This window comes from Mesorhizobium sp. LSJC280B00 (assembly GCF_000502835.1).
Lineage (GTDB): Bacteria > Pseudomonadota > Alphaproteobacteria > Rhizobiales > Rhizobiaceae > Mesorhizobium.
Genome location: NZ_AYVL01000007.1, coordinates 84,714 through 109,243 on the forward strand (window position 1 = coordinate 84,714; position 24,530 = coordinate 109,243).

The following is a 24,530-nucleotide window of genomic DNA, read 5'->3' on the forward strand; positions in this document are numbered from 1 at the left end:
CGATCTATACCAACGAGAGTTTTTTCGAGATGTTCCGTTGGGCAGAAATATTGATCGATACATCATTATGGATCTTTGTTGCTCGTCGTTTCGTGAATGCGGCTGCGAAATTCCTGCCGCATAGCGGCAATTTCGTCTGGAACCAAATCGAGCATGCCGCGTTCTTGCGCTTGCGGGGAGTTGTGTCGGCCGCAGGGGACAGTTTCACCAGGACATTCAAGAAATCCGTGAGCTGGGAGGGGCGCTGTGAGCGTGCTTGCATCCACAAGGCAATTGGACCACCGTCAAATACTGAACGCGCTGAAGGCTTTTCGGAGCGGTGATTTCTCCGTTCGTATCGACAATGTCTACGCCGGCCTTGATTCCGAGATCGCCGACACCTTCAACGAAATCGTAGAACTCAACGATCAGGTCACGCGCGAGTTCGAACGCCTCAGCAAGGTCGTCGGCAAGGATGGCCGGATCGGCGAACGCGGCCGTGTCCGCAACGCCACCGGCAGCTGGGAATCGAGCGTCCGTTCCGTCAACGATCTGATCGAGGACATGGTTCAGCCGACGGCCGAAGTGGCGCGCGTCATCGGCGCGGTCGCCAAAGGCGACCTGTCGCAGACGATGATGGTCGAAATCGACGGCCGGCAGCTGCGCGGCGAGTTTCTGCGCATCGGCAAGATCGTCAACACCATGGTCGGGCAACTGGCCTCCTTCGCCTCGGAAGTGACGCGCGTGGCGCGCGAGGTCGGCACCGAAGGCAAGCTCGGCGGCCAGGCCCGCGTGAAAGGTGTGGCCGGGACCTGGAAGGACCTGACCGACAACGTCAACGCGATGGCGACGAACCTGACCGGGCAGGTGCGCAACATCGCCGAGGTGACGACCGCCGTCGCTTCCGGCGACCTGTCGAAGAAGATTACCGTCGACGTGAAAGGCGAAATCCTCGAACTCAAGAACACCATCAACACGATGGTCGACCAGCTCAATTCCTTCGCCTCGGAAGTGACGCGCGTCGCGCGCGAAGTCGGTACAGAAGGCAAGCTCGGCGGCCAGGCGCGCGTCGAAGGTGTCGGCGGCACATGGAAGGACCTGACCGACAACGTCAACCTGATGGCCGAGAACCTGACCGGCCAGGTGCGCAATATAGCCGAGGTGACGACGGCTGTGGCGCTGGGCGACCTGTCGAAGAAGATCACCGTCGACGTCAAGGGAGAGATCCTCGAGCTGAAATCGACTATCAACACCATGGTCGACCAGCTGAATTCATTTGCCGGCGAGGTGACGCGCGTCGCCCGCGAGGTCGGCACCGAGGGCAAGCTCGGCGGCCAGGCGCAGGTGCGCGGCGTCGCCGGCACCTGGAAGGACCTGACCGACAACGTCAATTCGATGGCCGAGAACCTGACCGGCCAGGTGCGCAACATCGCCGAGGTGACGACTGCGGTCGCTTCGGGCGACCTGTCGAAGAAGATCACTGTCGCCGTGCAGGGCGAAATCCTCGAGCTCAAGGACACCATCAACACGATGGTCGACCAGCTCAATTCCTTCGCTTCGGAAGTGACGCGTGTGGCGCGCGAGGTCGGAACCGAAGGCAAGCTCGGCGGCCAGGCCGAGGTGAAAGGGGTCGGCGGCACCTGGAAAGACCTGACCGATAACGTCAACCTGATGGCCGCCAACCTGACCGGCCAGGTCCGCAACATCGCCGAGGTGACGACCGCCGTTGCCCGCGGCGACCTGTCGAAGAAGATCACCGTCGACGTCAAGGGCGAAATCCTGGAGCTCAAGGATACCGTCAACACGATGGTCGACCAGCTCAATTCCTTCGCCTCGGAAGTGACGCGTGTGGCGCGCGAAGTGGGGTCGGAAGGCAAGCTCGGCGGCCAGGCGCATGTCGAGGGTGTCGGCGGCACCTGGAAGGACCTGACCGACAACGTCAACGCCATGGCCGGCAATCTGACCGTGCAGTTGCGCGACGTCTCCAAGGTGGCGACGGCAATTGCGACCGGCGATTTGACCCAGAAGATCACCGTCGATGCACTGGGCGAGATCCTGCAGATCAAGGACGTCATCAATACGATGGTCGACCAACTGAATTCCTTCGCTTCCGAGGTGACGCGCGTGGCGCGCGAAGTCGGTTCGGACGGCAAGCTCGGTGGCCAGGCGCAGGTGCGCGGCGTTGCCGGCACCTGGAAAGACCTGACCGACAACGTCAATGCGATGGCCGCCAACCTGACCGGCCAGGTGCGCAACATCGCCGAGGTGACCACGGCGGTGGCGCTTGGCGACCTGTCGAAGAAAATCACCGTCGATGTGCGCGGCGAAATCCTCGAGCTGAAGGACACCATCAATACGATGGTCGACCAGCTCAATTCCTTCGCCTCGGAGGTGACGCGCGTGGCGCGCGAGGTCGGCACAGAGGGCAAGCTCGGCGGCCAGGCGCAGGTGCGCGGCGTTGCCGGCACCTGGAAGGACCTGACCGACAATGTGAATTCCATGGNGCGAAGTCGGTTCGGACGGCAAGCTCGGTGGCCAGGCGCAGGTGCGCGGCGTTGCCGGCACCTGGAAGGACCTGACCGACAATGTGAATTCCATGGCCGAGAACCTGACCGGCCAGGTGCGCAACATCGCCGAGGTGACGACCGCCGTGGCGCGCGGCGACCTGTCGAAGAAGATCACCGTCGACGTCAAGGGCGAGATCCTCGAGCTGAAATCGACCATCAACACCATGGTCGACCAGCTGAATTCCTTTGCCGGCGAGGTGACACGCGTTGCCCGCGAGGTCGGCACCGAAGGCAAGCTCGGCGGCCAGGCGCGCGTCGAGGGCGTTGCCGGCACCTGGAAGGACCTGACCGACAACGTCAATCTGATGGCGACGAACCTGACCAACCAGGTGCGCGGCATCGCCGATGTCGTGACCGCGGTTGCCCAAGGCAATCTCAGGCGCAAGCTGACGGTCGACGCCAAGGGCGAAATCGCTTCGCTCGCCGACACCATCAACGGCATGATCGAGACGCTCGCAACCTTTGCCGACCAGGTGACGAACGTCGCCCGCGAGGTGGGCATCGAGGGCAAACTCGGCGGCCAGGCCCGGGTGCCCGGCGCTGCCGGCCTTTGGCGCGACCTGACCGACAACGTCAATCAGCTCGCGGCCAACCTGACCACTCAGGTGCGCGCCATCGCCGAGGTGTCGACGGCGGTGACCAAGGGCGATCTGACCCGCTCGATCAGCGTCCAGGCCTCCGGCGAGGTGGCGGCGCTGAAAGACAACATCAACGAGATGATCCGCAATTTGAAGGACCAGACGCTGAAGAATGCCGAGCAGGACTGGCTGAAGACCAATCTCGCCCGCTTCTCGCGCATGCTGCAGGGCGAGCGCGACCTGGCCACGATCTCGCGCCTCATCATGTCCGAACTCGCCCCGCTGGTGAATGCGCAATATGGCGTGTTCTATGTGACCAACCGCGACGAGGATGAATTCTATCTGGAGCTCGCCGCCTCCTATGGCGCCGAAAGCAAGGCGGAAATCAAGCAACGCCTCGATCTGCGTGAAGGGCTTGTCGGGCAGAGTGCCGCCGACAAGCGCGCCATCATGCTGGACAATGTGCCGCCGAATTTCCTGCGCGTTACCTCCGGCCTTGGCAATGCCGCGCCGGCGAACGTGATCATTCTTCCGGCTCTGTTCGAGGACGAGGTGAAGGCCGTCATCGAACTCGCCTCGTTCAGCGAATTCCGCGACACGCACCAGTCGTTCCTCAACCAGCTGATGGAATCCGTCGGCATCGTTCTCAACACCATCGCCGCCACCATGCGCACCGAAGGCCTGCTCAAGCAGTCGCAGCTGCTGACCTCGGAATTGCAGGCGCGTCAGACCGAACTGACCAAGAAGCAGGAGGAGCTGCACGCCACCAATGAGGAGCTGCAGGAAAAGGCGCAGCTGCTCGAGAACGAAAAGAAGCAGGTGGAGAACAAGAACCTGGAAATCGAGATGGCGCGGCGGGCGCTGGAGGAGAAGGCCGAGCAGCTGGCGCTTACCTCGAAATACAAGTCGGAATTCCTCGCCAATATGAGCCACGAACTGCGCACGCCGCTGAACTCGCTGCTCATCCTTTCAAACCTGCTCGCAACCAACCAGCAGGGCAATCTCAACGACAAGCAGGTCGAGTTCGCGCGCACCATCAATTCGGCCGGCACCGACCTTTTGAGCCTCATCAACGACATCCTCGATCTGTCGAAGATCGAATCGGGCACCGTCTCGATCGATATCAACGATATGCCCGTGGTGCATCTTCGCCAGCATATGGAGCGAACCTTCCGGCAGCTGGCGACCGACAAGGGGCTTGGCTTCACCATCAATGTCGACCCCGAGCTTCCGGAGACCGTCCGCACCGACGAGAAGCGCTTGCAGCAAATCGTGCTCAACCTTTTGTCGAACGCCTTCAAATTCACCTCGCAAGGCGAGGTCCGCTTGAATTTCCGGGCCGAAAAGACGGGCCGTCACAACGTTTCGGCGCAACCGATGGAGGCGCTCGCGATCGTGGTCACCGATACCGGCATCGGTATTCCGCAAGACAAGCAGAAGCTGATTTTCGAGGCCTTCCAGCAGGCCGACGGCACCACAAGCCGCAAATATGGCGGCACCGGGCTTGGGCTCTCGATCAGCCGGGAGATTGCCCGGCTGCTCGGCGGCGAATTGCGGGTCGAGAGCACGCCGGGCAAGGGTTCGACGTTCACTCTGGTCATCCCATTCGACGGACCCCGGATGGCCTTGGCCCCGCAATCGGCGTTGCTGCCGGCGATGGAGGTGGCCGCGACGACAGCGCAGCCGAGCCCGCCGTCCTCCGAATTGCTCGATGACCGCGACACGATCTCGTCGGAAGATCGGGTCGTGCTGATCGTCGAGGATGACCCGACCTTCGGCGGATTGCTGCTCGGCCTTGCACGTTCGGCCGGGCTGAAAGGCGTCCTGTCGACTGCGGGCTCCGGCACGCTGGCTTTGGCACGCAAGCTGGTTCCCGACGCGATTACGCTCGATCTCGGACTATCGGATATCGACGGCTGGGTGTTGTTCGATCTGCTTCGCCATGACCCGAAAACCAAGGACATTCCCGTTCATGTCATCTCGGGCGCCGAAGACATCGAGGTGCTTGCCCGCAAGGGTGCATCCAGCATTTCAACCAAGCCCGTATCGTCGGACGAACTGATGAAGGTCTTCCAGGATATTCATTCCAGAAAGCTCCGCGTCCAGAGCCGCGTCCTGATTGCCGATCCCGATCCCGAGCGCCGCCTTTCGCTGATCGAGGCGATCCGCGACGGCGTCACCTCGGTTACGGCGATCGGCCGCGTCGCGGCGAATGCGGACGAAATCGGCATGGCCAACTATGATGCCGTTGTGCTCGGCTTTGGCCGCTCGGCCAAGGACAACGCCCAGATGCTGGATGAGATTGCCGTCCTGTTCGGGCAGTTGGTGTCGCGACTGCTGTTCTTTGCGCCTCATCCGGAAGCGCTGCAACAGTCGCTCGCCTTGCATCCGGCATTGGCGGATGTTCCGCGGGCGGAGAATTTCGCGCAGCTGGCTCTCCTGATGTCGGCAACACTCCCCGGGCGAGGCCACGAAAACGATGGTGCGGCAGCCGAACAGCCGGACAAATTCGACCTCGCCGGCGCAAAGGTCCTCATCGTCGACGACGACATCCGCAACATCTATTCGCTTACCAGCGTTCTCGAGACCTATGACATCCAGGTACTGCATGCGGAGCGCGGCCGGGAAGGTATCGCGCTTCTGGAGCAGAGCCCGGACATCGATGCGGCACTGATCGATATTATGATGCCGGAAATGGATGGCTACGAGACGATGCGGCAGATCCGCAGCATGCCGGCGATCGCCCATATCCCGTTGATCTCGGTCACAGCCAAGGCAATGAAGGGCGACCGGCAGAAGTGCCTCGACGCCGGCGCCTCCGACTACATCGCCAAGCCTGTCGACCTCGATCTGCTGTTGGCATTGCTGCGTGTCTGGATCGGCCGTTCGCGATCCCGTGTCCATGGTCCGGAAAAGACGCTCATGGCAGTGAACTGACGGCCGCTCGATGCAGAAGCTGTCGAGAAACGGAGCAAGGAAGCTGGAGGTCATGGCGCCGGCAGCGGGGCCGGCAAAGGCGCGCATCCTGGCCGTGGATGACGACGAGCGCAATCTGCTGGCGATCGGCGAGGTTCTGGCCCCTATCGGTGAAGTCGTCTGCGTGCAGTCGGGCGAAGAGGCGTTGCGCGCACTGCTGAAGGAGGATTTCGCAGTCATCCTGCTGGACGTGCTGATGCCCCGGCTGGATGGCTACGAGACCGCGGGATTGATCCGCCAGCGCGAGCAATCCAGGCGAACGCCGATAATTTTTCTCACCGCCATCAACAAGGAAGACGCGCACATGCTGCGCGGCTACGACGCCGGCGCGGTGGATTACGTGTTCAAGCCTTTCGACCCGGCCATGCTGCGTTCCAAGGTTGCCGTGTTCGTCGAACTTCATGAGAAGACGCTCGAAATCCAGCAAAAGGCGGCTGCCGAGCAACGGCTGCTGGCCCAGGCACTGCAGGCGCAGAAGGAAAAGCTCGAGGCCGAGCGGGCGCTGCGCAGCGCACAGGAGCGGCAGCATGCCATTTTGAGCTCTCTTCCGGTCTGCTTCCACGCAAGGGCGGCGGAGCCGCCGTTCGGCGCCAGCTTTGTCACCGAAGGGGTCGAACGCCTGACCGGCTTTCCTGCGGAACGGCTGACCGCCGATCCAGGCTTCGGCCTGAGCCGCGTTCATCCCGACGATCTGCCGAGAGTGAGGGAGGTCCTGCTCGCAGCCAAGGCCACCGGCTCCTACACCTGCGAATTCCGCTGGCAATGCGCCGACGGCAATTACCGGATTTTTCTCGATCAGGGCGTCCTGTCGAATGGCTCCGACGGCCGGAAGCCCGAGATCCTCGGCACATTGCTGGACGTTACCGAACGGCGCGAGCTTGAGGACCAGCTGCTGCAGTCGCAGCGCCTCGACGCGATCGGCAAGCTTACCGGCGGCCTGGCGCATGATTTCAACAATCTGCTTGCCGCAATTCTCAGCGGATTGGGATTGCTCGAGCGCCATGCCGAGTTCGACGGACAGACCAGGCAGGTTCTGGAACTGACACGCCGGTCGGCAAAACAAGGCGCCGAGCTCGTCAACCGCATGCTTGCCTTCTCGCGCCGCCAGACGCTGCGGCCGCAGGCCGTGCGCCTCGCCGCGCTCGGCGATACAATGAACGGGTTGGTGGCCCCGGTCCTGGGCGGCCTGATCCGTTTCGATTGGCTTGTCGACGACACTGTGTGGCCGGCGCATGTCGATGCCGGCCAGCTGGAGCTCGCGCTGATGAACCTGGTCTTCAACGCGCGCGATGCCATGCCGTCCGGCGGCACGATAATCGTGGAGGCGCAAAATCGAACGCTGGGCAGTGCAGCCGAGGATATTTCGGCGGGCGACTATGTCGTGGTCACGGTCAAGGACACGGGGTCGGGCATACCGGCTGACATTCTCGCCAAGGTCGTCGAACCGTTCTTCACCACAAAACCGGTCGGCAAAGGCACTGGCCTCGGTCTGAGCACGGTGCATGGTTTCGTCAAGCAATCGGGCGGCACGCTTCGCATTGAAAGCACCGTCGGCAGTGGAACATCCGTCCAGCTCTGGCTGCCGCGTTCAATCGAGCGCCCGGTGGAAATCGCCGAGAAGTCCGATCCCGACGACAGCGTCGGGAATGCCGGCGAGGACTATCCATCGGTCCTGCTGATCGACGACAGCAATGTACTACGGGAACTGACGGCCCAATCGCTTCGCCAACACGGCTTTGCGGTTACCTGTGCCGGGGGCGGTGCCGAAGCGCTGGCGATGATCGAGCGGGCGCCGTACGATTTCGATGTCATCGTCACCGATTTTGCCATGCCGCTGGTCTCGGGCCTGGAGGTCATTCGGTTCGCCCGCAATCTGCGGTCCGATTGGCCGGCGGTGATGATAACGGGATATGCCGATGCCGACGCGATCGCCGACCGGCCTCCCGACGTGCCGCTGCTCGGCAAACCGCTGCGCGAAAAGGACCTGATGGAGAGCATTCTTGCGGCGGCCGCGCGCGCCGGCTCGCAGAAAGCCAGGCAGGCCCAGCCGGTGAAAGGCGGGTACCGGTTTTCGACCTGAAGAGGCAAGCCTCATCGAATCGAAACGGTACGTTCCGTATCCTCGATCGTCCGCGACATCCAGCCTGTGTGCAACACGGAGCGCCGGCCATGGCGCGCTCGACGGGCTGTGATGCGGTTGATAAGCCCTCTCCGCAAGGAGAGTCGAGACATGACCGTTGCGATCGAGATGGGCCAGACGAGCGCAGGCGCCCCGGCGGCGCTGGATCTTGAGGAACTGCTGGCGACGCGGCTTCTGGTGCAGGGCAATTCGGGCTCCGGCAAGTCCCACCTGCTGCGCCGGCTCTTGGAGCAGAGCGCGCCCTGGGTGCAGCAGACCATCATCGACCCCGAAGGCGACTTCGTGACGCTGGGCGACCGTTTTGGCCATCTGGTGATCGACGCCGAGGAGCATACCGAGCGCGGCCTGCAGAGCGCCGGCGAGCGGGCGCGCATCCACCGCGTCTCCACGGTGCTCAATCTCGAGGGGCTCGACGCCGAGAACCAGATGCGGCGCGCCGCCGCCTTCCTCGGCGGGCTTTCGAGGTCGCCCGCGACCACTGGTACCCGATGCTGGTGGTGGTGGACGAGGCGCAGCTGTTCGCGCCGGCCGTCGCCGGCGAGGTTTCGGACGAGGCGCGCAAGCTCTCGCTCGGCGCCATGACGAATCTGATGTGCCGTGGCCGCAAACGCGGGCTGGCCGGGATCATCGCCACCCAGCGGCTGGCCAAGCTTGCCAAGAACGTCGCCGCCGAGGCTTCCAATTTCCTCATGGGCCGGACTTTTCTCGATATCGACATGGCGCGCGCCGCCGACCTTCTCGGCATGGAGCGGCGCCAGGCCGAGGCCTTTCGCGACCTCGAGCGCGGGCAATTCATGGCGCTCGGCCCGGCGCTGTCGCGCCGTCCGCTCGGCTTGCGCATCGGCCCGACAGATACAAGCCCGCGCAACGCGACCCCGCGCCTGATGCCGCTGCCGGAATCGGCGTTGGAGGATGCCCGTGCGATCATCCTGGCGGCCCCGCCGCCGGAAACCGTCCGGCCGCAGCGCCGCTCGTCGCCGGATCTGCTCGATCAGCTGATGGCGGCGAAGTCGGCGGCGCTGGAAATCCGCCCGGAAGCAGCGGAGGCGCAAATCAGCGCCGAGGATTTGGCGGAGCGGCGCGAGCGCGTCGACCGGGTGCTGCGCGCCGTGCTGGCGCAACCCGATGCCGGCTTCCGGGTCATCGGCGTGCTTTATCAGGAGTTCGTGGTCCGCTGCCGCATCGAGGGCCTCGCCTCGGTCGTGCCGGACCTGCCCGAGTTCCGCCGCATGCTGACCCGCGCCCGCGCCGGCCTCGGCTCCGACATGGCGGGCGACGACGCCTGGCAGGACGTCTCGGCGCGCGCCTCGCTGCTGCCCGAGGACATGCAAGGCGTGTTCATGATGATCGCTCGCGCCGCCAAGGAGGGCTGGCCCTGCCCGAGCGACGCGGCAATCGCCCGCGCCTACGGCTCGCACTCGCTGCGCCGCGCCCGGCGCCTGCTGACCTATATCGAGGAGCAAGGCCTCATCGTCTGCCAGCTTGATAGCACTGGAAGGCGGACGGTGACGCTGGTTGAACTCGCCTGGGCGACTGCGCCGGGGGATCCCAATGCGGAGGAGGCGGAGCAGAGGAGTTTGGTGTGAAGGGGGAACGAACTCACTCTGGGAAAGCACCGCTTATCATGCAGGGGGCTAAGTTTGTTTTGCGCCATATCCGGCCTTGCCAGTGATGCCGTGAATGTTAAGTCTCGGCTCCGATGCGGACGTTCCGCCCGAGTTCGAAGACTGACCGCGACCGTTCTGCGGCCTTCGCATCGATAGCGCCAATGAGCGGCGTCCCACATCCCACTCCTTGTGTCCATTGGGAGGGGTCGTTGTGGACCAAGCCCTACTACCCAGGCTTGTGACGAAGCCGATCCAGCGCGTCTCGAAGTGCATTGGCGGCATCGCCACGCTCGTCAGGGGACATCAGCTCCGGTTCAAGTTCCAACCTGAAGTGCGGCAGCTCCGTTCGAACAGCACGACGAGTGGCCGCCAAATTGGCCTTCAGATCGATGACGCGGTAGGTGGCGACGGGATAGGCGATCCCCTTGACCTGGACTTGCCCCAGTTCCTCACAGTCGATTGCGTCCTTCACTTGCGCAAACGTCTCGTAGGAAATGAGTATGGCCCCCGGCGGCGCCTCCTGCTCCAGGCGCGAGGCGAGATTCACGGCGCCGCCGATTATCGTGTAGTCCATCCGGTCCTCGCTGCCGAAGTTACCGACGGTGCAGTAGTCGGTATGGATGCCGATGCGACAGCGCAGCGGTGTTTCGATCCCCATGTCCCGCCAGACTTCGGCAAGCTCGCTAATCCGCTTTTGCATTGCAAGTGCCATCTGCGCGCAAGCCAGCGCGTCCTCCTTGACGCCGCGAGTCTCGGGATCGCCGAAAAACATCAGGATCGCGTCGCCGACATATTTGTCGATCGTCGCGCCGTGATCCGAAGCAATTTTCGACATTTCCGTCAGATAGTGATTGAGGAGTTGGGTGAGATCCTCGGATTCCATTTTGTCAGTGGTCTCGGTAAAGCCGGCGATATCGGAGAAGCATATTGTCAGTTTCTTCCGCTGGCTGGCGATCCTGACCTCCTGGCGGCCGGTGAATATCGAGCGATACACCTGGGGCGCCAGATACTTCGCCAGCTTGCTGGAAAGCGCCTCCAGAACCACGGATTTCTCGGCGAGGTTCTCCTCCCTTTGCTTCAGCTCAGTGATGTCCGAATAGACGGCGACCGTGCCGCCGGCGCTGATCCGCCGCTCGCTGACCATGACCCATCGCCCGTCGCCTCGCCTCTGCACCCAAGGTTCGCCAGGGTTGCGGTGCCGCGAGAGGCGCTCGGCGACCCACTCCTCGACCCGCCCCTCGGCGTCCCTGATGTAGCCGCGCTCAGCGGATCGGCGAATGATTTGCTCGAATGTCGTGCCGGGCGTCAGTTCGCTCTCCAGACCGGTGTAGAGCAATTCGCGGTAGCGGCTGTTGCTGAGGACGAGCCGGTCCTCCCAGTCGTACAGAGCGAATCCTTCGGAGATGCTTTCGATGGCATCGATGAGCCGCTGACGAGCTTCCGCAACGTCGCGCAGGTTCTTTTCCTCGACCTCGACAGCAGTATCCCGGAAGAGTCTCAGCGCTTCGGCCATGCGCCCGATTTCGTCGCTGCCCGCGGCTGGCAGCGGCGCACGAAGATTGCCCCCCGCAATCGCGAGCATGCCTTGGCTCACGGCCCCCAGTCGGGCGAGGAGGCTGCGGTCGACATAGAGCCAGACAACCAGAACCGAACTCAGGAGGCTGAGAAAGGCGGAGCCGAGTACAACCGCGGTGCCGTAGCGCTGGACGAGCGCGGCTTCGCGACCGGACGCAGCGATCTCCTGATCTGCCGTGGCGACCAGGCGATCGACGCCAGCGGTGAGATTGCGCGACAGTCGATTGTTCTCGGCCAGAAGCCTTTCGCCCTGTGCCAGGACAGCAAACTCGTCCTCCCGCACCTTGGGGATGCTGTCCTCGCCGTCGGTCAAACCCCTGAACTCGTCAACACGCTGCCGGAAGCGGGTCCGCAGCTTTTCGTCGATCTCCGTGGAAACCTTTTCAAGAGCAGTGAGCGAACGGCGTAGCGGAAAAAGGATCAACGCCAGGTCGCCCGGCGTCGGCGCGTTCGCGACCTTCACCAGCGCGTCGTTGACCGCGGAGATCTCCAGCTGCGCCTTCTGCTGGGGAATGTAAGCCGCAATCGCCTGGACCAGGTCGGCCATCGCCGCTGCGCGTCGATCGGGCGACAGCGACGTGTCGGCCGCGACCGCCCGCCATTGCGGGAGCCTGGAATCCATTACTAGGATGCCGGTGGCCACAAGGCGCTGGCTTCCGGTCGTCGTCGCGGCGAGGCGGTTCAGGAGCTCCTCCTTGCGGGCGACCACGTCGAGCCGGGCGACAACAAGAGAGTCGAGCTCCTTCAGGTTGCGCCTCAGAACAATCGCGGCTTCCTCGATCTCGGCCAAAGGCACTGTGCCCAACGTGGCATCCCGGAGGTCCGTGCGCAGGGCCTCGAGGCGGGACATCTCGAGCGCGACGGCAGCCGAGACCTCGCTGTGCTGAGCCCTGCTTGTCGCTGCCAGCACCGATGGCGCGGCAGCAGCGACCCGTTCGGCCTGGCGCGACAGCTGGAGGGAGGCGAGCGCCGACGGCACTCGATCCGTGGTAATTCGGTCCACGACGTCGCCAACCTGGAGGAAGGCATAAAGCGCCGCAGCGGTTGCCAGCACCGCAAGGGCGCTGATCCCGAAAAAGGCGAGCAACAGCCGGCCGCGTATGCCGAGGCGTTCAAGCTCGGCGAGTCGGAACAGTCCGGCCACACTGGTCTGCATCAGACTAGACATCTCAGCCGGCACGCCGGCGATCAGCGAACCCTATTCAACCGGCACGTACTCTCCGCCGCGCCAGACGTACCAAACCCAACTCTGCTTCGTGAGGTCGCCCTTGTCGTCGAAATCGACCCGGCCGATGACGGTGTCGAATTCCTGTTCGTGCAGTGCCGCAATGATGGCCTTCTGCTCCAGCGAACCTGCCTTCGAGACTGCCTGGGCCCAAACCTGGACCGCGCAGTAGCTCAACAGCGTGTAGCCCGCGGGTTCGAACTTCTCCGCACGGAACTGCTCAACGACCGCGGCCGCTTCGGGGCTTCGCCTCGGGTCCGCCGGGAACGTGAAGAGGGTCCCCTCCGCCGCGGGGCCGGCGATCAGGGCAAATTCCTCGGTCGCCAAAGCATCTCCGGATATGAGCTGAACCGTGTAGCCACTGTCGTGTGCAGCGCGAGCAATCAGCGCAACCTCGGCATGATACCCACCCACATATAAGGCGGAGACGCCGGCGGTCTGCAACGTAGCGACCTCGGCCGAATAGTCGTCCTTCCCGGGAATGTATGCGTCGTAAACGGCCTCAGTCACGCCCCGCTTGTTCAGCTGCTTCCTGGTCTCGTCGGCGAGACCCTTCCCATAGGTCGAATTGTCGTGGAGGATCGCAATCTTCTTGTTGCCCCAGCGATCGGCAAGGTAGTTGCCGGCGATGAAACCTTGCGCGTCGTCGCGGCCAATAGTGCGAAAGACATTGGCACGGCCCTGTTCGGTCAGCTGCGGATTGGTCGAGCCTGGGGATATCTCAACGACGCCCGCCTCCTCGTACACTTTTGATGCGGGGATCGAGGCCCCGGAGCAATAATGCCCGACGACGAGCACGACCCCGTCAGCCACCAGCTTCTTGGCGGCCGCCACAGCTTGCTCGGGATCGCAGAAGTCGTCGACCGAGATGAGCCTCACCTTCTGGCCGAGCACGCCGCCCGCCGTGTTGACGTCGGCCACTGCCATCTCCGCGCCGCGCTGTCCCTGCTCGCCAATCCAGGCGAGCCGTCCCGTCATCGCAGCCGAGACGCCGATCAGCACCTCCGCCCGCGCGGAGCTGAACACGGCCGCGAGAACTAAGATCGCTATGGCGATGATGCGGTGCATGTGTGCACCCCCTTAACTGTAGCTTACGCCAATCCCGTCAAAGCCGACAGCCCCTTCGGCAAGCGCGACTGTCTCGGGCTGCTATTGCAGCGCACACCCAATTTGGCGAAGCAAGCATACACTGGAATGGCGTGTCATAACTTCGTTCGCCGAGGTCGGAATCGCGCCAAATCCGGACGTTACCACTGACCGGAGTGAGCGTCGTGATTGGGTCAAAGCAGCCCCCGCCTCAGCTTCCCCCTATCTCTCCTCCACAATCCGCAAATAGGCCGCCGTCACAAACAGCACGATTAACCCAAACAATATCCACCACGCCCCTTCCGGCATCTGCAAAATCGTCAGCAGCGTCGTCAGCGCGGTAGGGATCAGCGCCGTTGATTGTGCCGGTGCAGCCGCCGCGGCCGCCGAAGATCGAGGTGCCGCCGACGACGGCGGCGGCCACCCAAGGCAGCACCAGCGGGTCGGCGAGCGACGGCCTTGATCAGGCCGATGTAGTGCAGTGCCGACGAGCACGCTCGAGATAACGTAGAGCGCGGTGATCACCTGCCAGCAGCGTACGCCGGACAGGCGCGTTGCCCGTTCGTTGTCGCCGACCGCCGCCCGCGACGCTGGCCGTCGCGTCCAATTCCTCAGGCGGCGCCTGGACGCCGGCTTTGTTTCCGTGAATCTCGCGATGCCGCATTGCACAATCGTCTCGCCTGCGCAAAATGCGGCATGATCCGCAAATCCCTCACTGTCCTGGTGATCGATGAGAACCACATCCGCGCTTCGATAATCGAAGCGGGATTGCGGGAGGCCGGGCATCAGCAGGTCACGGTCATCCACGACGTCGCCGGCATAGCGCGGCGGATCGCCGAGATCGAACCCGACGTGATCGTCATCGATCTCGAAAATCCCAACCGCGACATGCTCGAAAACATGTTCCAGCTTTCGCGCGTGGTGAAGCGGCCGATCGCCATGTTCGTCGACCGCTCCGATCAGGCTTCGATCGAAGCAGCGGTGGAAGCCGGAGTGTCGGCCTATGTCGTCGACGGCCTGCGTCAGGAGCGGGTCAAGCCGATCCTCGACATGGCAATCAGCCGCTTCAATGCGTTTTCGCGCATGGCGCGCGAACTGGAAGAAGCCCGCAGCGAATTGGAAAGCCGCAAGGTGATCGATCGCGCCAAGGGCATCCTGATGAAGTCGCGCGGCCTGTCGGAGGACGCGGCGTATACGCTGCTGCGCAAGACCGCCATGAACCAGAACCGCAAGATCGCCGAGATCGCCCAGAGCCTGGTAACGGCGGCAGGCCTGCTGGATCCCGAGGAGAGTTGAGAATGGCGGCCGAGCACCGGATCAATGCTGGTTTCATGCCGCTCTTCGACAGCGCTGTCCTTGTCGCGGCGAAGGAAATCGGCTTCGCCCTGCGTGAAGGCATCGACCTGACGCTCAACCGGGAAACGTCCTGGGCCAACATCCGCGACCGCATCGCCATCGGCCATTTCGATCTGGCTCACATGCTGGGGCCGATGCCGATCGCCTGCAATCTGGGGCTGACGCCGCTCGCCTCCGATACCGTCGTGCCGTTCTCGCTCGGCCTCGGCGGCAATTGCGTGACGGTTTCGAACGCGGTCTGGGCCGGCATGGCCGCGCACGGCGCCCAACCCGATCTCGATCCGGCGCGGGCCGGCAAGGCGTTGGGAGCGCTGATTCGTGAACGGGCGAATGGCGGCGGCGATCCGCTTCGCTTCGCCGTCGTCCATCCGCACTCCGGGCACAATTACGAATTGCGCTACTGGCTCGCCGCCTGTGGCATCGACCCGTCGCGTGAAATCGAGATCGTCATCGTGCCGCCCCCCTTCATGGCCGACGCACTCGCCGCTGGCAGGATCGACGGCTACTGCGTCGGCGAACCCTGGAACAGCGCCTCGGTCGTCGCGGGCACCGGCCATATTGCCACGATCAAGGCGGCCATCTGGAAGACCAGCCCCGAGAAAGTCGTCGGCGTGCGCAAGGCATGGGCGGAAAGAGAGCCGGAGGCGCTTTCGGCCCTGCTGCGCGCGCTGCATCATGCGGCGCGCTGGTGCCAGGATCCGGCAAACCGCGGCGAACTCGCGGCCCTGATGGCGCAGCCGGCCTTCCTCGGGCTTGAGCCGGCGCTGCAGATGCCGATCCTCAGCGGCCATCTTGCGCTCGGCGGCGGCGCCGAACTGAGCGTCGGCGACTTCTTTCTGTCCTTCAGCAAGGCGGCGAACTTCCCGTGGAAGAGCCATGCGCTGTGGTTCTACACGCAGATGGTGCGCTGGGGGCATGTCGCGCACACGCCGGAAAACCTCGCTATTGCCCGCGACTGCTACCGCCCCGATCTCTACCGCTCGGCGTTGAAGCCGCTTGGCGTGGCGCTTCCCGGTGCCAATGCCAAGGTCGAGGGCGCGCTGAAGGCCGCGACTCCGGTCGGTTCGGCGGGGGCAAGCCTGGTGCTCGGTCCCGATGGTTTCTTCGATGGCCAGATCTTCGATCCCGACGAGATCGAGGCCTACATTGCCGGCCAGAAATTGGCGCGCGCCGAAGTCTGATCATTTCGGCGGCATTCTTGTGCGCTGCACAAAAAATGTGCGTGCAACTGCGCTAATGAACAATCTTTGGCTTGCTCGCCCAGCGGGCCGGCGCGCCGACGATTTTGGCATGTCGTTGATCTCGTTGATGTTTGTCATCCATTCCGAAACTGGCACGGTTCCTGCGTTGCAATAGGCAGACTCTTCTCGGGTCACGGAATAGGCGTCCAATGGCGGGCGCTACAGGCAACGCTGCCGCTCAGGTCAACACGCGATCCCGGATGGACGGACGCGCGCGGCCTGGCCGGCGGCTTTTTTGTTTTGGTCGAACACGCAATCGACGGCGCCGATCCCAAGCCGCGCCCAACCGGAGATGACGATGACGAAACGCATCAAGAGCCATTCCGCCCAAACGGCGATCAGCCGCCGCGATTTCCTGAGGATCAGCGCGGCCACCGCGGCAACGCTGGCCGCGGCGCGTGCGCTGCTGCCCTCCGGCGCCTATGCGGCGCCCGCCGCGCCGGAAGTCACCGGCGCCAAGCTCGGCTTCATAGCGCTGACCGATGCGGCGCCGCTGATGATTGCCAAGGAGAAAGGCCTGTTCGAGAAATTCGGCATGCCCGACGTCGAGGTGCTCAAGCAGGCCTCCTGGGGGGCGACGCGCGATAATCTGGTGCTCGGCGGCGAAGCCAACGGCATTGACGGCGCCCATATCCTGACGCCGATGCCTTATCTGATGCACACCGGCAAGGTGACTCAAAACAAGCAGCCGCTGCCGATGGCGATCGTGGCCCGGCTCAACTACGACTGCCAGGGCATTTCTGTCGCCCAGGAATATGCCGGCACCGGTGTCGGCCTCGACGCCTCCAAGCTGAAGGACGCCTTCGCTGCGAAAAAGGCCGCAGGCAAGGAGGTGAAGGCCGCCATGACCTTCCCGGGCGGCACGCACGATCTTTGGCTGCGCTACTGGCTGGCTGCCGGCGGCATCGATCCCGACAAGGACGTCTCGACCATCGTCGTGCCGCCGCCGCAGATGGTCGCCAACATGAAGGTCGGCAACATGGACGTGTTCTGTGTCGGCGAGCCGTGGAACGAGCAGCTCGTCCACCAGGGCGTCGGCTTCACCGCCGCCACCACCGGCGAACTGTGGAAGGGCCATCCGGAAAAGGCGCTCGGCCTGCGCGCCGCCTTCATCGACAAGTACCCGAACTCCACCAAGGCGATCCTGATGGCCGTCATGGAAGCCCAGCAATGGTGCGAAGCCAAGGAAAACAAGGACGAGATGGCCGCCATCATCGGCAAGCGGCAATGGATGAACGTGCCGACTGCCGACATCATCGGCCGCCTCAAGGGCGACATCAATTACGGCAATGGCCGCGTCGCCAACGGCACCGATCTCTACATGAAGTTCTGGCAGGGCGGCGTGTCCTATCCCTTCAAGAGCCACGACAGCTGGTTCCTCGCCGAAAATATCCGCTGGGGCAAGTTCGCGCCGACCACCGACATCAAAGCACTGGTCGGCCAAGTCAACCGTGAGGATCTGTGGCGCGAGGCGGCCAAGGATCTTGGTGTCGCCGCGGCCGATATTCCGGCGTCTACGTCGCGCGGCACCGAAACGTTCTTCGACGGCAAGATCTTCGATCCGGAGAACCCGTCGGCCTATCTCGACAGCCTGAAAATCAAGGTGTCGGCCTGAGCCTGACATAGATGCGCGGCAGGCGGTGGCAGCGCCGCCTGCATTGCACCTGCCGCCAAGGAGTTTTTCGAGAAATGTCTATCCAAGCCATCGAGGACCGCAAGGTGAAGCCGCTCCCCGCGCCTGCCAAGCCCGCCGAAATCATCGCCTTCACCGCCAGGGCGCGGCGCCGCTTCGACCCGGCCGCGATCGCAGGCAAGCTGGCCAGGACGCTGGTGCCGCCGGTCATCGTCATCACCATTATGCTCGTCGTCTGGCAGGTCGCCTGTTCGTCGCCCACAGCCAGCCTGCCACCGCCGAGCCAGGTGTGGAACGAGGCCTATGACCTGATCGCCCACCCGTTCTTCGACAATGGCCCGCAGGACATTGGGCTCGCCTGGCGGGTGCTGATGTCGCTGCAGCGCGTCGCCATGGGCTTCGGCCTGGCAGCAATCGTCGGCGTCGCGCTCGGCGCGCTCGTCGGCCAGTCGATCTGGGCGATGCGCGGTCTCGATCCGGTCTTCCAGATCCTGCGCACGGTGCCGCCGCTCGCGTGGCTGCCGCTGTCGCTGGCGGCGTTCCGCGATTCCAGCCCGTCGGCGATCTTCGTCATCTTCATCACCTCGATCTGGCCGGTGATCATCAACACCGCCGTCGGCGTCCGCAACATTCCAGAGGACTATCGCAACGTCGCCCGTATCCTCCGGCTCAACCAGTTCGAGTTCTTTGTGAAGATCATGGTGCCGGCCGCGGCACCTTACATCTTCACCGGCCTGCGCATCGGCATCGGCCTGTCGTGGCTGGCCATCGTCGCCGCCGAAATGCTGACCGGCGGCGTCGGTATCGGCTTCTTCATCTGGGATGCCTGGAATTCGTCGCGGCTGCCCGACATCATCGTCGCACTCGCCTATATCGGCGTCACCGGTTTCTGCCTCGACCGCCTGGTCGCGGCGGTCGGCGCCTTCGTCACCCGCGGCACAACGGCAAAGTGAGGAGAGGGACGATGACGGCCTATCTGAAACTCGACCATATCGACAAATCCTTCGCCCGCGGCAGCCAGGTCAGCGACGTGCTGAAGGACATCCGGCTGACCATCGACAAGGGCGAATTCGTCTCGATCATCGGCCATTCCGGCTGCGGCAAGTCGACCTTGCTCAACCTGATCGCCGGCCTGACCAAGGTCTCGGCCGGCGCGGTTCTGCTCGAAGACAAGGAGGTCGATAGTCCCGGCCCGGAACGCGCCGTGGTGTTCCAGAACCACAGCCTGCTGCCATGGCTCACCGTCTACGAAAACATCAATTTGGCAGTCACGAAGGTCTTTGGCCGGAGCAAGAGCCGGGCCGAGCGGCATGAATGGATCATGCGCAATCTCGATCTCGTTCAGATGGCGCATGCCAAGGACAAACGTCCGGCCGAGATTTCGGGCGGCATGAAGCAGCGCGTCGGCATCGCCCGGGCGCTGGCCATGGAGCCGAAGATCCTGCTGCTCGACGAGCCGTTCGGGGCGCTCGACGCGCTGACGCGCGCCCATCTTCAGGATGCGGTGATGGATATCCATTCGAGGCTCGGCTCGACGACGATCATGATCACTCACGATGTCGACGAGGCGGTGCTGTTGTCCGACCGCATCGTCATGATGACCAACGGGCCGGCGGCCACCATCGGCGAGGTTCTTCCCGTGCCGCTGGCCCGGCCGCGTCGGCGCATCGAGCTTTCCTCCGACCGCACCTTCCTGCGCTGCCGCGAGGCGGTGCTGAAATTCCTCTACGAACGCCACCGCTTCGTCGAAGCCGCGGAGTAAGGCCATAACGGGAAAACTCGTCATCATCATTGGCAATCTGCATCGGCAATGGGCAATCTACCGCATTGCACAAATATTATGCTGCTGTGCAAGGCATTTTGACTAATCTTTGATCCGCTGCCGAGCTTGGTCAAAAGTCGCGCGGCTGCGGTTCATATTGATTTCATTCGATAATTAAGAGCGCTGTCGAATTGGCACGCTTCCTGCTTTCCAAAATGTAGGGCCCGCAAGGGCCAAGTGAAACGGCGTCCAATGGCGGGCGCCACAGGCAAAGCTGCCGCTCAGGTCCACACGCGCTCCCGGAACCCCGGACGCGAAGACCTGGCCGGCGGCTTTTTTGTTTTGACGCAATCGACGGCGCTGGTCCCAAGCGGCGCCCAACCGGAGACGACGATGACGAAACGGATTGGAACTGGCGCGTGCCTCGCGGACTCACGCGCCGCCATTTTCTGGCCAGCAGCGCGCTGTTCACCGCCGCGCTCGTCCTCTTTCCCGCCGGCGCCAAGACTGACGGCAAGGGTCTCGAAGTGACCGCGCAAAGGTCGGGTTCAACCAGTTCGCCGATGCTGCGCCGCTGACAGTCGCGAACGAACAGACAAGGGCGGTGCCTCCCACGCCGCAAACCGGAGCCAGAAAATGACCGCAAATCTCCCAGCCGCGCCCAGCCAGGACAGCGCTCCCCGGCAGGCGCTTGCCATGTCCACCATCGCCTTCACCGTCTGCTTCGCGGTGTGGACGATCTTTTCAATCATCGGCGTGCGCATAAAGCAGGAGCTGGGGCTGAACGAGACGGAGTTCGGCCTGCTCGTCGGCACGCCGATCCTCACCGGCTCGCTCGTCCGTATGGTGCTCGGTGTCTGGACCGACCGTTTTGGCGGACGGCTGGTATACACCGCGACCATGCTTGCGGCGGCGGTCGCGACCTTTCTGCTCGCTTTTGCGCACACCTACGGGCAGATGCTGGTCGCCGCACTAGGCGTTGGGCTCGCCGGCGGTTCCTTCGCCGTCGGTGTCGCCTATGTCTCGCGCTTCTTCCCGGCCGGCAAGCAGGGTACGGCGCTTGGCATTTTCGGTGTCGGCAATGTCGGCGCCGCGGTCACCAAGTTCCTGGCACCGTTCGTGCTTCTCTCCTGGGGCTGGCAGTCGGTCGCGCTGATCTGGGCGGCAGCACTCGTCGTCATGGCCGCCGTCTTCTGGTTCACGACCGGCGACGATCCAGTCATCCGCGAGCGCCGCGCCGGCAAGGCAGCGCCCGCGAGAAGCTTCTTGCAGGAATTCGCGCCGCTCAAGAACCTGCAGGTCTGGCGCTTCGCCTTCTATTATTTCTTCGCCTTCGGTGCATTCGTGGCGCTCTCGCTGTGGCTGCCCCGCTACCTGATCGGCGTCTACGGCTTCGGGCTTGCGACCGCCGGCATGATCGGGGCGGCCTATTCAATTCCGGCAAGTATTTTCCGCGCCTATGGCGGCGTGCTTTCCGACCGGATCGGCGCCCGCACCGTGCTCTACTGGACCTTCGCTGTCAGTGCCGCCGCGACTCTCGTTCTGTCTCTCCCCTCGGCAGATTACGTCGTGCGCGGTGTCAGCGGGCCGATCGCCTTCCATTTCGAGGTCGGCCCGCTCGCCTTCATAGCCGTTGCCTGTGTGCTCGGCTTCTTCATGAGCCTTGGCAAGGCTGCCGTCTACAAGCACATCCCGGCTTACTATCCGCAGAGTGTCGGCGCGGTCGGCGGCGTTGTCGGCATGATTGGCGGGCTCGGCGGCTTTATCCTGCCAATCGTCTTCGGCGTGCTCAACGACCTCACCGGCGTCTGGTCGAGCTGCTTCATGCTGCTCTTCGTCATCGTCGCCACCTGCTTTGCCTGGATGCATTTTTCCATCCGTCGGATGGAGCGCACGGCGTCTGACGAAGCTTCAGGCCTTTCCTACGCGGCTGAGTGAGACCGGAGTGGATCAGGACATGACCGAGAAACTCGTTATCATTGGCAACGGCATGGCCCCCGGGCGCATGCTGGAGCACCTCCTGGAAAAGGCGCCTGGGCGCTACCAGGTCACCATCTTCAACGCCGAGCCGCGCGTGAACTACGACCGCATCATGCTCTCGCCAGTTCTGTCGGGCGAAAAGGCCTATGAGGAGATCATCATCCATGGCGACGGCTGGTACATCAAGCACGGCATCACCCTCTACAAGGGCCACAAGATCGTCGCCATCGACCGGCAGGCAAAGACCGTCACCTCCGATCATGGCGTGACCGAGCCCTACGACAAGCTCGTCATCGCCACCGGCTCGGTGCCGTTTATCATTCCGGTGCCAGGCCATGATCTGCCCGGCGTGCTCACGTATCGCGATCTCGACGACGTCCGGGCGATGATGCTTGCCGCCCAGTCGCGGGCCAAGGCGGTGGTCATCGGCGGCGGCCTGCTCGGCCTGGAAGCGGCTGCGGGTCTGAACGCACAAGGGATGGACGTCACCGTGCTGCACGTCATGCCGACGCTGATGGAGCGTCAGCTCGACCCGGCCGCCGGATATCTCCTGCAGCGCGCCGTCGAGCAGCGCGGCATCAAGGTCATCACCAAGGCCAACACCCAGGCGATCACCGGCAACGGCAAGGTCGAGCGGGTGGAGCTTGCCGACGGCACAGTCATTCCCGCAACGCTCGTCGTCATGGCGGTGGGCATCAGGCCGAACGCGGCGCTGGCGAAGGAAGCCGGCATTGCGGTCAATCGCGGCATCGTCGTCGACGCCGGCATGCGCAGCAACGATCCCGATATCTACGCAATCGGCGAATGCGCCGAGGTCAACGGCCAGGTCTACGGGCTGGTCGCGCCGCTCTACGAGATGGCGCGCGTCGCCGCCAGCCATCTGGCCGGCAATGAGGCGGCGGCTTTCGTCCACATGGACACGCCGACCAAGCTCAAGGTCACCGGTATCGAGCTGTTCTCGCTCGGCGACTTCGCCGAGGGCGATGACCGCCAGGAGATCGTGCTGCGCGATGCCGCGGCCGGCGTCTACAAGCGCCTGGTACTCAAGGACGACCGCATCATCGGCACCGTGCTCTATGGCGAGACGGCGGACGGCGCCTGGTTCAACGACCTCAAGAAGAAGCAGACCGACATATCCGAGATGCGCGATACGCTCATCTTCGGCCAGTCCTACCAGGGAGGCGCCCCCCTGGACCCTATGGCGGCCGTTGCAGCCTTGCCGGATGATGCGGAAATCTGCGGTTGCAACGGCGTATGCAAGGGAAAGATCACCGGCGCGATCACCGCCAGGGGCCTGACCTCGCTCGACGACGTGCGCGCCCACACCAAGGCGTCGGCGTCCTGCGGTTCCTGCACCGGGCTGGTCGAAAAGCTGATGGTGCTGACCATCGGCGACAAATACAACCCCGCGGCGGTCCAGCCGATGTGCAGCTGCACCGCGCTTGGCCATGACGAGGTCCGCCGGCTGATCAAGGCCAAGGGCTTGAAGACCATTCCCGCCGTCATGCAGGAACTGGAGTGGAAGACTTCCTGCGGCTGCGCCAAATGCCGGCCGGCGCTCAACTATTATCTCGTCTGCGACTGGCCCGACGAATACGCCGACGATTACCAGTCGCGCTTCATCAACGAGCGCGTCCACGCCAACATCCAAAAGGACGGCACCTATTCGGTAGTGCCGCGCATGTGGGGCGGCGTCACCAATGCCGCCGAATTGCGCGCCATCGCAGACGTCGTCGACAAGTTCGAGATCCCGATGGTCAAGGTCACCGGCGGCCAGCGCATCGACATGCTCGGCATCCGCAAGGAAGACCTGCCGGCGGTATGGGCCGATCTCGGACAGGCCGGCTTCGTCTCCGGCCACGCCTACGCCAAGGGACTGCGCACGGTGAAGACCTGCGTCGGCTCGGACTGGTGCCGCTTCGGCACGCAGGATTCGACCGGCTTGGGCATCCGTATCGAAAAATTCATGTGGGGCTCGTGGACCCCGGCCAAGGTCAAGATGGCGGTGTCGGGCTGTCCGCGAAACTGTGCCGAGGCGACCTGCAAGGATGTCGGCGTGATCTGCGTCGATAGCGGCTACGAGATCCATTTCGCCGGCGCCGCCGGTCTCGACATCAAGGGCACCGAAGTGCTCGGCCTGGTCAAGACCGAGGACGAGGCGCTGGAGCATATCGTGGCGTTGACGCAGATGTATCGCGAGCAGGGCCGCTATCTCGAGCGTATCTACAAATGGGCCAAGCGCGTCGGCATAGCTGAGATCAAGCGTCAGATCATGGACGATGGCGAGAAGCGCAAAGCCTATTTCGACCGCTTCGTCTTTTCGCAGAAATTCGCCCAGGTCGACCCATGGTCGGAACGTGCTTCCGGCAAGGACAAGCATGAATTCCGGCCGATGGCTTCGGTCGGCTTTGCCCAGGCGGCGGAGTAGGCGCGTGTTCCCGAAAAGTGGAATGCGTTTTCGGACAAGAACACGCGCAAAAGAGGAATAGCCACATGAACTGGGTATCGATAGGCACGCTCTCGGACATTCCGCGTCGCGGCGCGCGCTGCGTCGCCACGCCCGAAGGCAAGATCGCCGTCTTCCGCACGGCCGACGATCAAGTCTTCGCCATCGACGACCATTGCCCGCACAAAGGTGGGCCGCTCAGCCAGGGCATCGTCCATGGCACGGCGGTGACCTGTCCCTTGCACAATTGGGTGATCTCGCTGGAGACAGGCAAGGCGCTCGGCGCGGACGAGGGCGCGGTGCGCACCATTGCGGTGCGGATCGACGGCGAGCGGCTGTTCATTGCGCTTGAAGCGCTGGCCAGCCGCGCGGCGTGAAC

13 protein-coding genes and 3 pseudogenes are annotated in these 24,530 nt (G+C 63.6%); 12 read left to right on the top strand and 4 right to left on the bottom strand.

What is annotated here, in order from left to right:
• Positions 1-252 precede the first annotated feature (252 nt).
• From X773_RS51850 to X773_RS51860, 3 genes and pseudogenes are all read left to right on the top strand, one after another.
• A pseudogene (locus tag X773_RS51850) lies at positions 253-6,061 on the top strand (HAMP domain-containing protein).
• Positions 6,062-6,113: 52 nt separating this feature from the next.
• On the top strand, positions 6,114-8,180 hold the full coding sequence (locus X773_RS51855; RefSeq protein WP_245274681.1) for a response regulator: 2,067 nt from the start codon (positions 6,114-6,116) through the stop codon (positions 8,178-8,180).
• Positions 8,181-8,330: 150 nt separating this feature from the next.
• Positions 8,331-9,826, top strand: a pseudogene (locus tag X773_RS51860) (ATP-binding protein).
• Positions 9,827-10,073: 247 nt separating this feature from the next.
• Here the strand turns inward: X773_RS51860 and X773_RS51865 are convergent.
• The 3 genes and pseudogenes from X773_RS51865 to X773_RS51875 all read right to left on the bottom strand — a co-directional run.
• Entirely contained in the window at positions 10,074-12,578 is a 2,505-nt protein-coding gene (locus tag X773_RS51865; protein WP_023676285.1) for an adenylate/guanylate cyclase domain-containing protein, read from the bottom strand.
• Between the two features lie 42 nt (positions 12,579-12,620).
• Positions 12,621-13,715: a branched-chain amino acid ABC transporter substrate-binding protein gene (locus X773_RS51870; RefSeq protein WP_023676286.1), complete on the bottom strand. Its 1,095-nt coding sequence runs from the start codon at positions 13,713-13,715 to the stop codon at positions 12,621-12,623.
• Between the two features lie 240 nt (positions 13,716-13,955).
• Positions 13,956-14,312 (bottom strand): annotated as a pseudogene (locus X773_RS51875) (ABC transporter permease); the annotation flags it as partial.
• Between the two features lie 117 nt (positions 14,313-14,429).
• Here X773_RS51875 and X773_RS51880 point away from each other — a divergent pair.
• Positions 14,430-15,029 carry an ANTAR domain-containing response regulator gene (locus X773_RS51880; protein ID WP_023676288.1) on the top strand — a complete coding sequence of 200 codons (600 nt, stop codon included), beginning with the start codon at positions 14,430-14,432 and terminating at the stop codon, positions 15,027-15,029.
• Between the two features lie 2 nt (positions 15,030-15,031).
• Positions 15,032-16,270 (top strand): CmpA/NrtA family ABC transporter substrate-binding protein, encoded by a 1,239-nt coding sequence (locus tag X773_RS51885; RefSeq protein ID WP_031211676.1) that lies wholly within the window; start codon positions 15,032-15,034, stop codon positions 16,268-16,270.
• A gap of 243 nt (positions 16,271-16,513) precedes the next feature.
• Here X773_RS51885 and X773_RS79015 read toward each other — a convergent pair whose 3' ends face one another.
• Positions 16,514-16,642: a hypothetical protein gene (locus X773_RS79015; RefSeq protein ID WP_280952097.1), complete on the bottom strand. Its 129-nt coding sequence runs from the start codon at positions 16,640-16,642 to the stop codon at positions 16,514-16,516.
• On the opposite strand from X773_RS79015, the gene X773_RS51890 reads away from it, so the two are divergent.
• The 7 genes from X773_RS51890 (at position 16,629) to nirD (ending at position 24,528) form a co-directional block, all read left to right on the top strand.
• The gene (locus tag X773_RS51890; protein WP_023676291.1) at positions 16,629-17,945 is read left to right on the top strand and encodes a CmpA/NrtA family ABC transporter substrate-binding protein; all 1,317 of its coding nucleotides are present in this window, start codon (positions 16,629-16,631) and stop codon (positions 17,943-17,945) included. The genes X773_RS79015 and X773_RS51890 overlap by 14 nt on opposite strands.
• 74 nt (positions 17,946-18,019) lie before the next feature.
• A complete protein-coding gene (ntrB, locus tag X773_RS51895; protein ID WP_023676292.1) occupies positions 18,020-18,916 on the top strand; it encodes a nitrate ABC transporter permease in 897 nt (298 codons plus the stop codon).
• A gap of 11 nt (positions 18,917-18,927) precedes the next feature.
• Positions 18,928-19,725: an ABC transporter ATP-binding protein gene (locus tag X773_RS51900; RefSeq protein ID WP_023676293.1), complete on the top strand. Its 798-nt coding sequence runs from the start codon at positions 18,928-18,930 to the stop codon at positions 19,723-19,725.
• Between the two features lie 419 nt (positions 19,726-20,144).
• The gene (locus X773_RS76330; RefSeq protein ID WP_023676294.1) at positions 20,145-20,303 is read left to right on the top strand and encodes a hypothetical protein; all 159 of its coding nucleotides are present in this window, start codon (positions 20,145-20,147) and stop codon (positions 20,301-20,303) included.
• Between the two features lie 58 nt (positions 20,304-20,361).
• Complete coding sequence (locus tag X773_RS51905) at positions 20,362-21,663, top strand: nitrate/nitrite transporter (RefSeq protein ID WP_023676295.1); 1,302 nt, start codon at positions 20,362-20,364, stop codon at positions 21,661-21,663.
• A gap of 19 nt (positions 21,664-21,682) precedes the next feature.
• Complete coding sequence (gene nirB / locus X773_RS51910; RefSeq protein ID WP_023676296.1) at positions 21,683-24,133, top strand: nitrite reductase large subunit NirB; 2,451 nt, start codon at positions 21,683-21,685, stop codon at positions 24,131-24,133.
• A 65-nt stretch (positions 24,134-24,198) separates the two neighbouring features.
• Positions 24,199-24,528, top strand: a complete 330-nt coding sequence (nirD, locus tag X773_RS51915; RefSeq protein ID WP_023676297.1) for a nitrite reductase small subunit NirD — start codon at positions 24,199-24,201, stop codon at positions 24,526-24,528.
• The last annotated feature ends 2 nt before the right edge of the window (positions 24,529-24,530 follow it).

What these genes read in the sequence shown, in the direction of transcription:
- X773_RS51855 (WP_245274681.1), top strand. Translation starts at nt 6,114, where the DNA reads ATGGCGCCGGCAGCGGGGCCGGCAAAGGCGCGCATCCTGGCCGTGGAT.
- X773_RS51865 (WP_023676285.1), bottom strand. Translation starts at nt 12,578, where the DNA reads ATGCAGACCAGTGTGGCCGGACTGTTCCGACTCGCCGAGCTTGAACGC.
- X773_RS51870 (WP_023676286.1), bottom strand. Translation starts at nt 13,715, where the DNA reads ATGCACCGCATCATCGCCATAGCGATCTTAGTTCTCGCGGCCGTGTTC.
- X773_RS51880 (WP_023676288.1), top strand. Translation starts at nt 14,430, where the DNA reads ATGATCCGCAAATCCCTCACTGTCCTGGTGATCGATGAGAACCACATC.
- X773_RS51885 (WP_031211676.1), top strand. Translation starts at nt 15,032, where the DNA reads ATGGCGGCCGAGCACCGGATCAATGCTGGTTTCATGCCGCTCTTCGAC.
- X773_RS51890 (WP_023676291.1), top strand. Translation starts at nt 16,629, where the DNA reads ATGACGAAACGCATCAAGAGCCATTCCGCCCAAACGGCGATCAGCCGC.
- X773_RS79015 (WP_280952097.1), bottom strand. Translation starts at nt 16,642, where the DNA reads ATGCGTTTCGTCATCGTCATCTCCGGTTGGGCGCGGCTTGGGATCGGC.
- ntrB (WP_023676292.1), top strand. Translation starts at nt 18,020, where the DNA reads ATGTCTATCCAAGCCATCGAGGACCGCAAGGTGAAGCCGCTCCCCGCG.
- X773_RS51900 (WP_023676293.1), top strand. Translation starts at nt 18,928, where the DNA reads ATGACGGCCTATCTGAAACTCGACCATATCGACAAATCCTTCGCCCGC.
- X773_RS51905 (WP_023676295.1), top strand. Translation starts at nt 20,362, where the DNA reads ATGACCGCAAATCTCCCAGCCGCGCCCAGCCAGGACAGCGCTCCCCGG.
- nirB (WP_023676296.1), top strand. Translation starts at nt 21,683, where the DNA reads ATGACCGAGAAACTCGTTATCATTGGCAACGGCATGGCCCCCGGGCGC.
- nirD (WP_023676297.1), top strand. Translation starts at nt 24,199, where the DNA reads ATGAACTGGGTATCGATAGGCACGCTCTCGGACATTCCGCGTCGCGGC.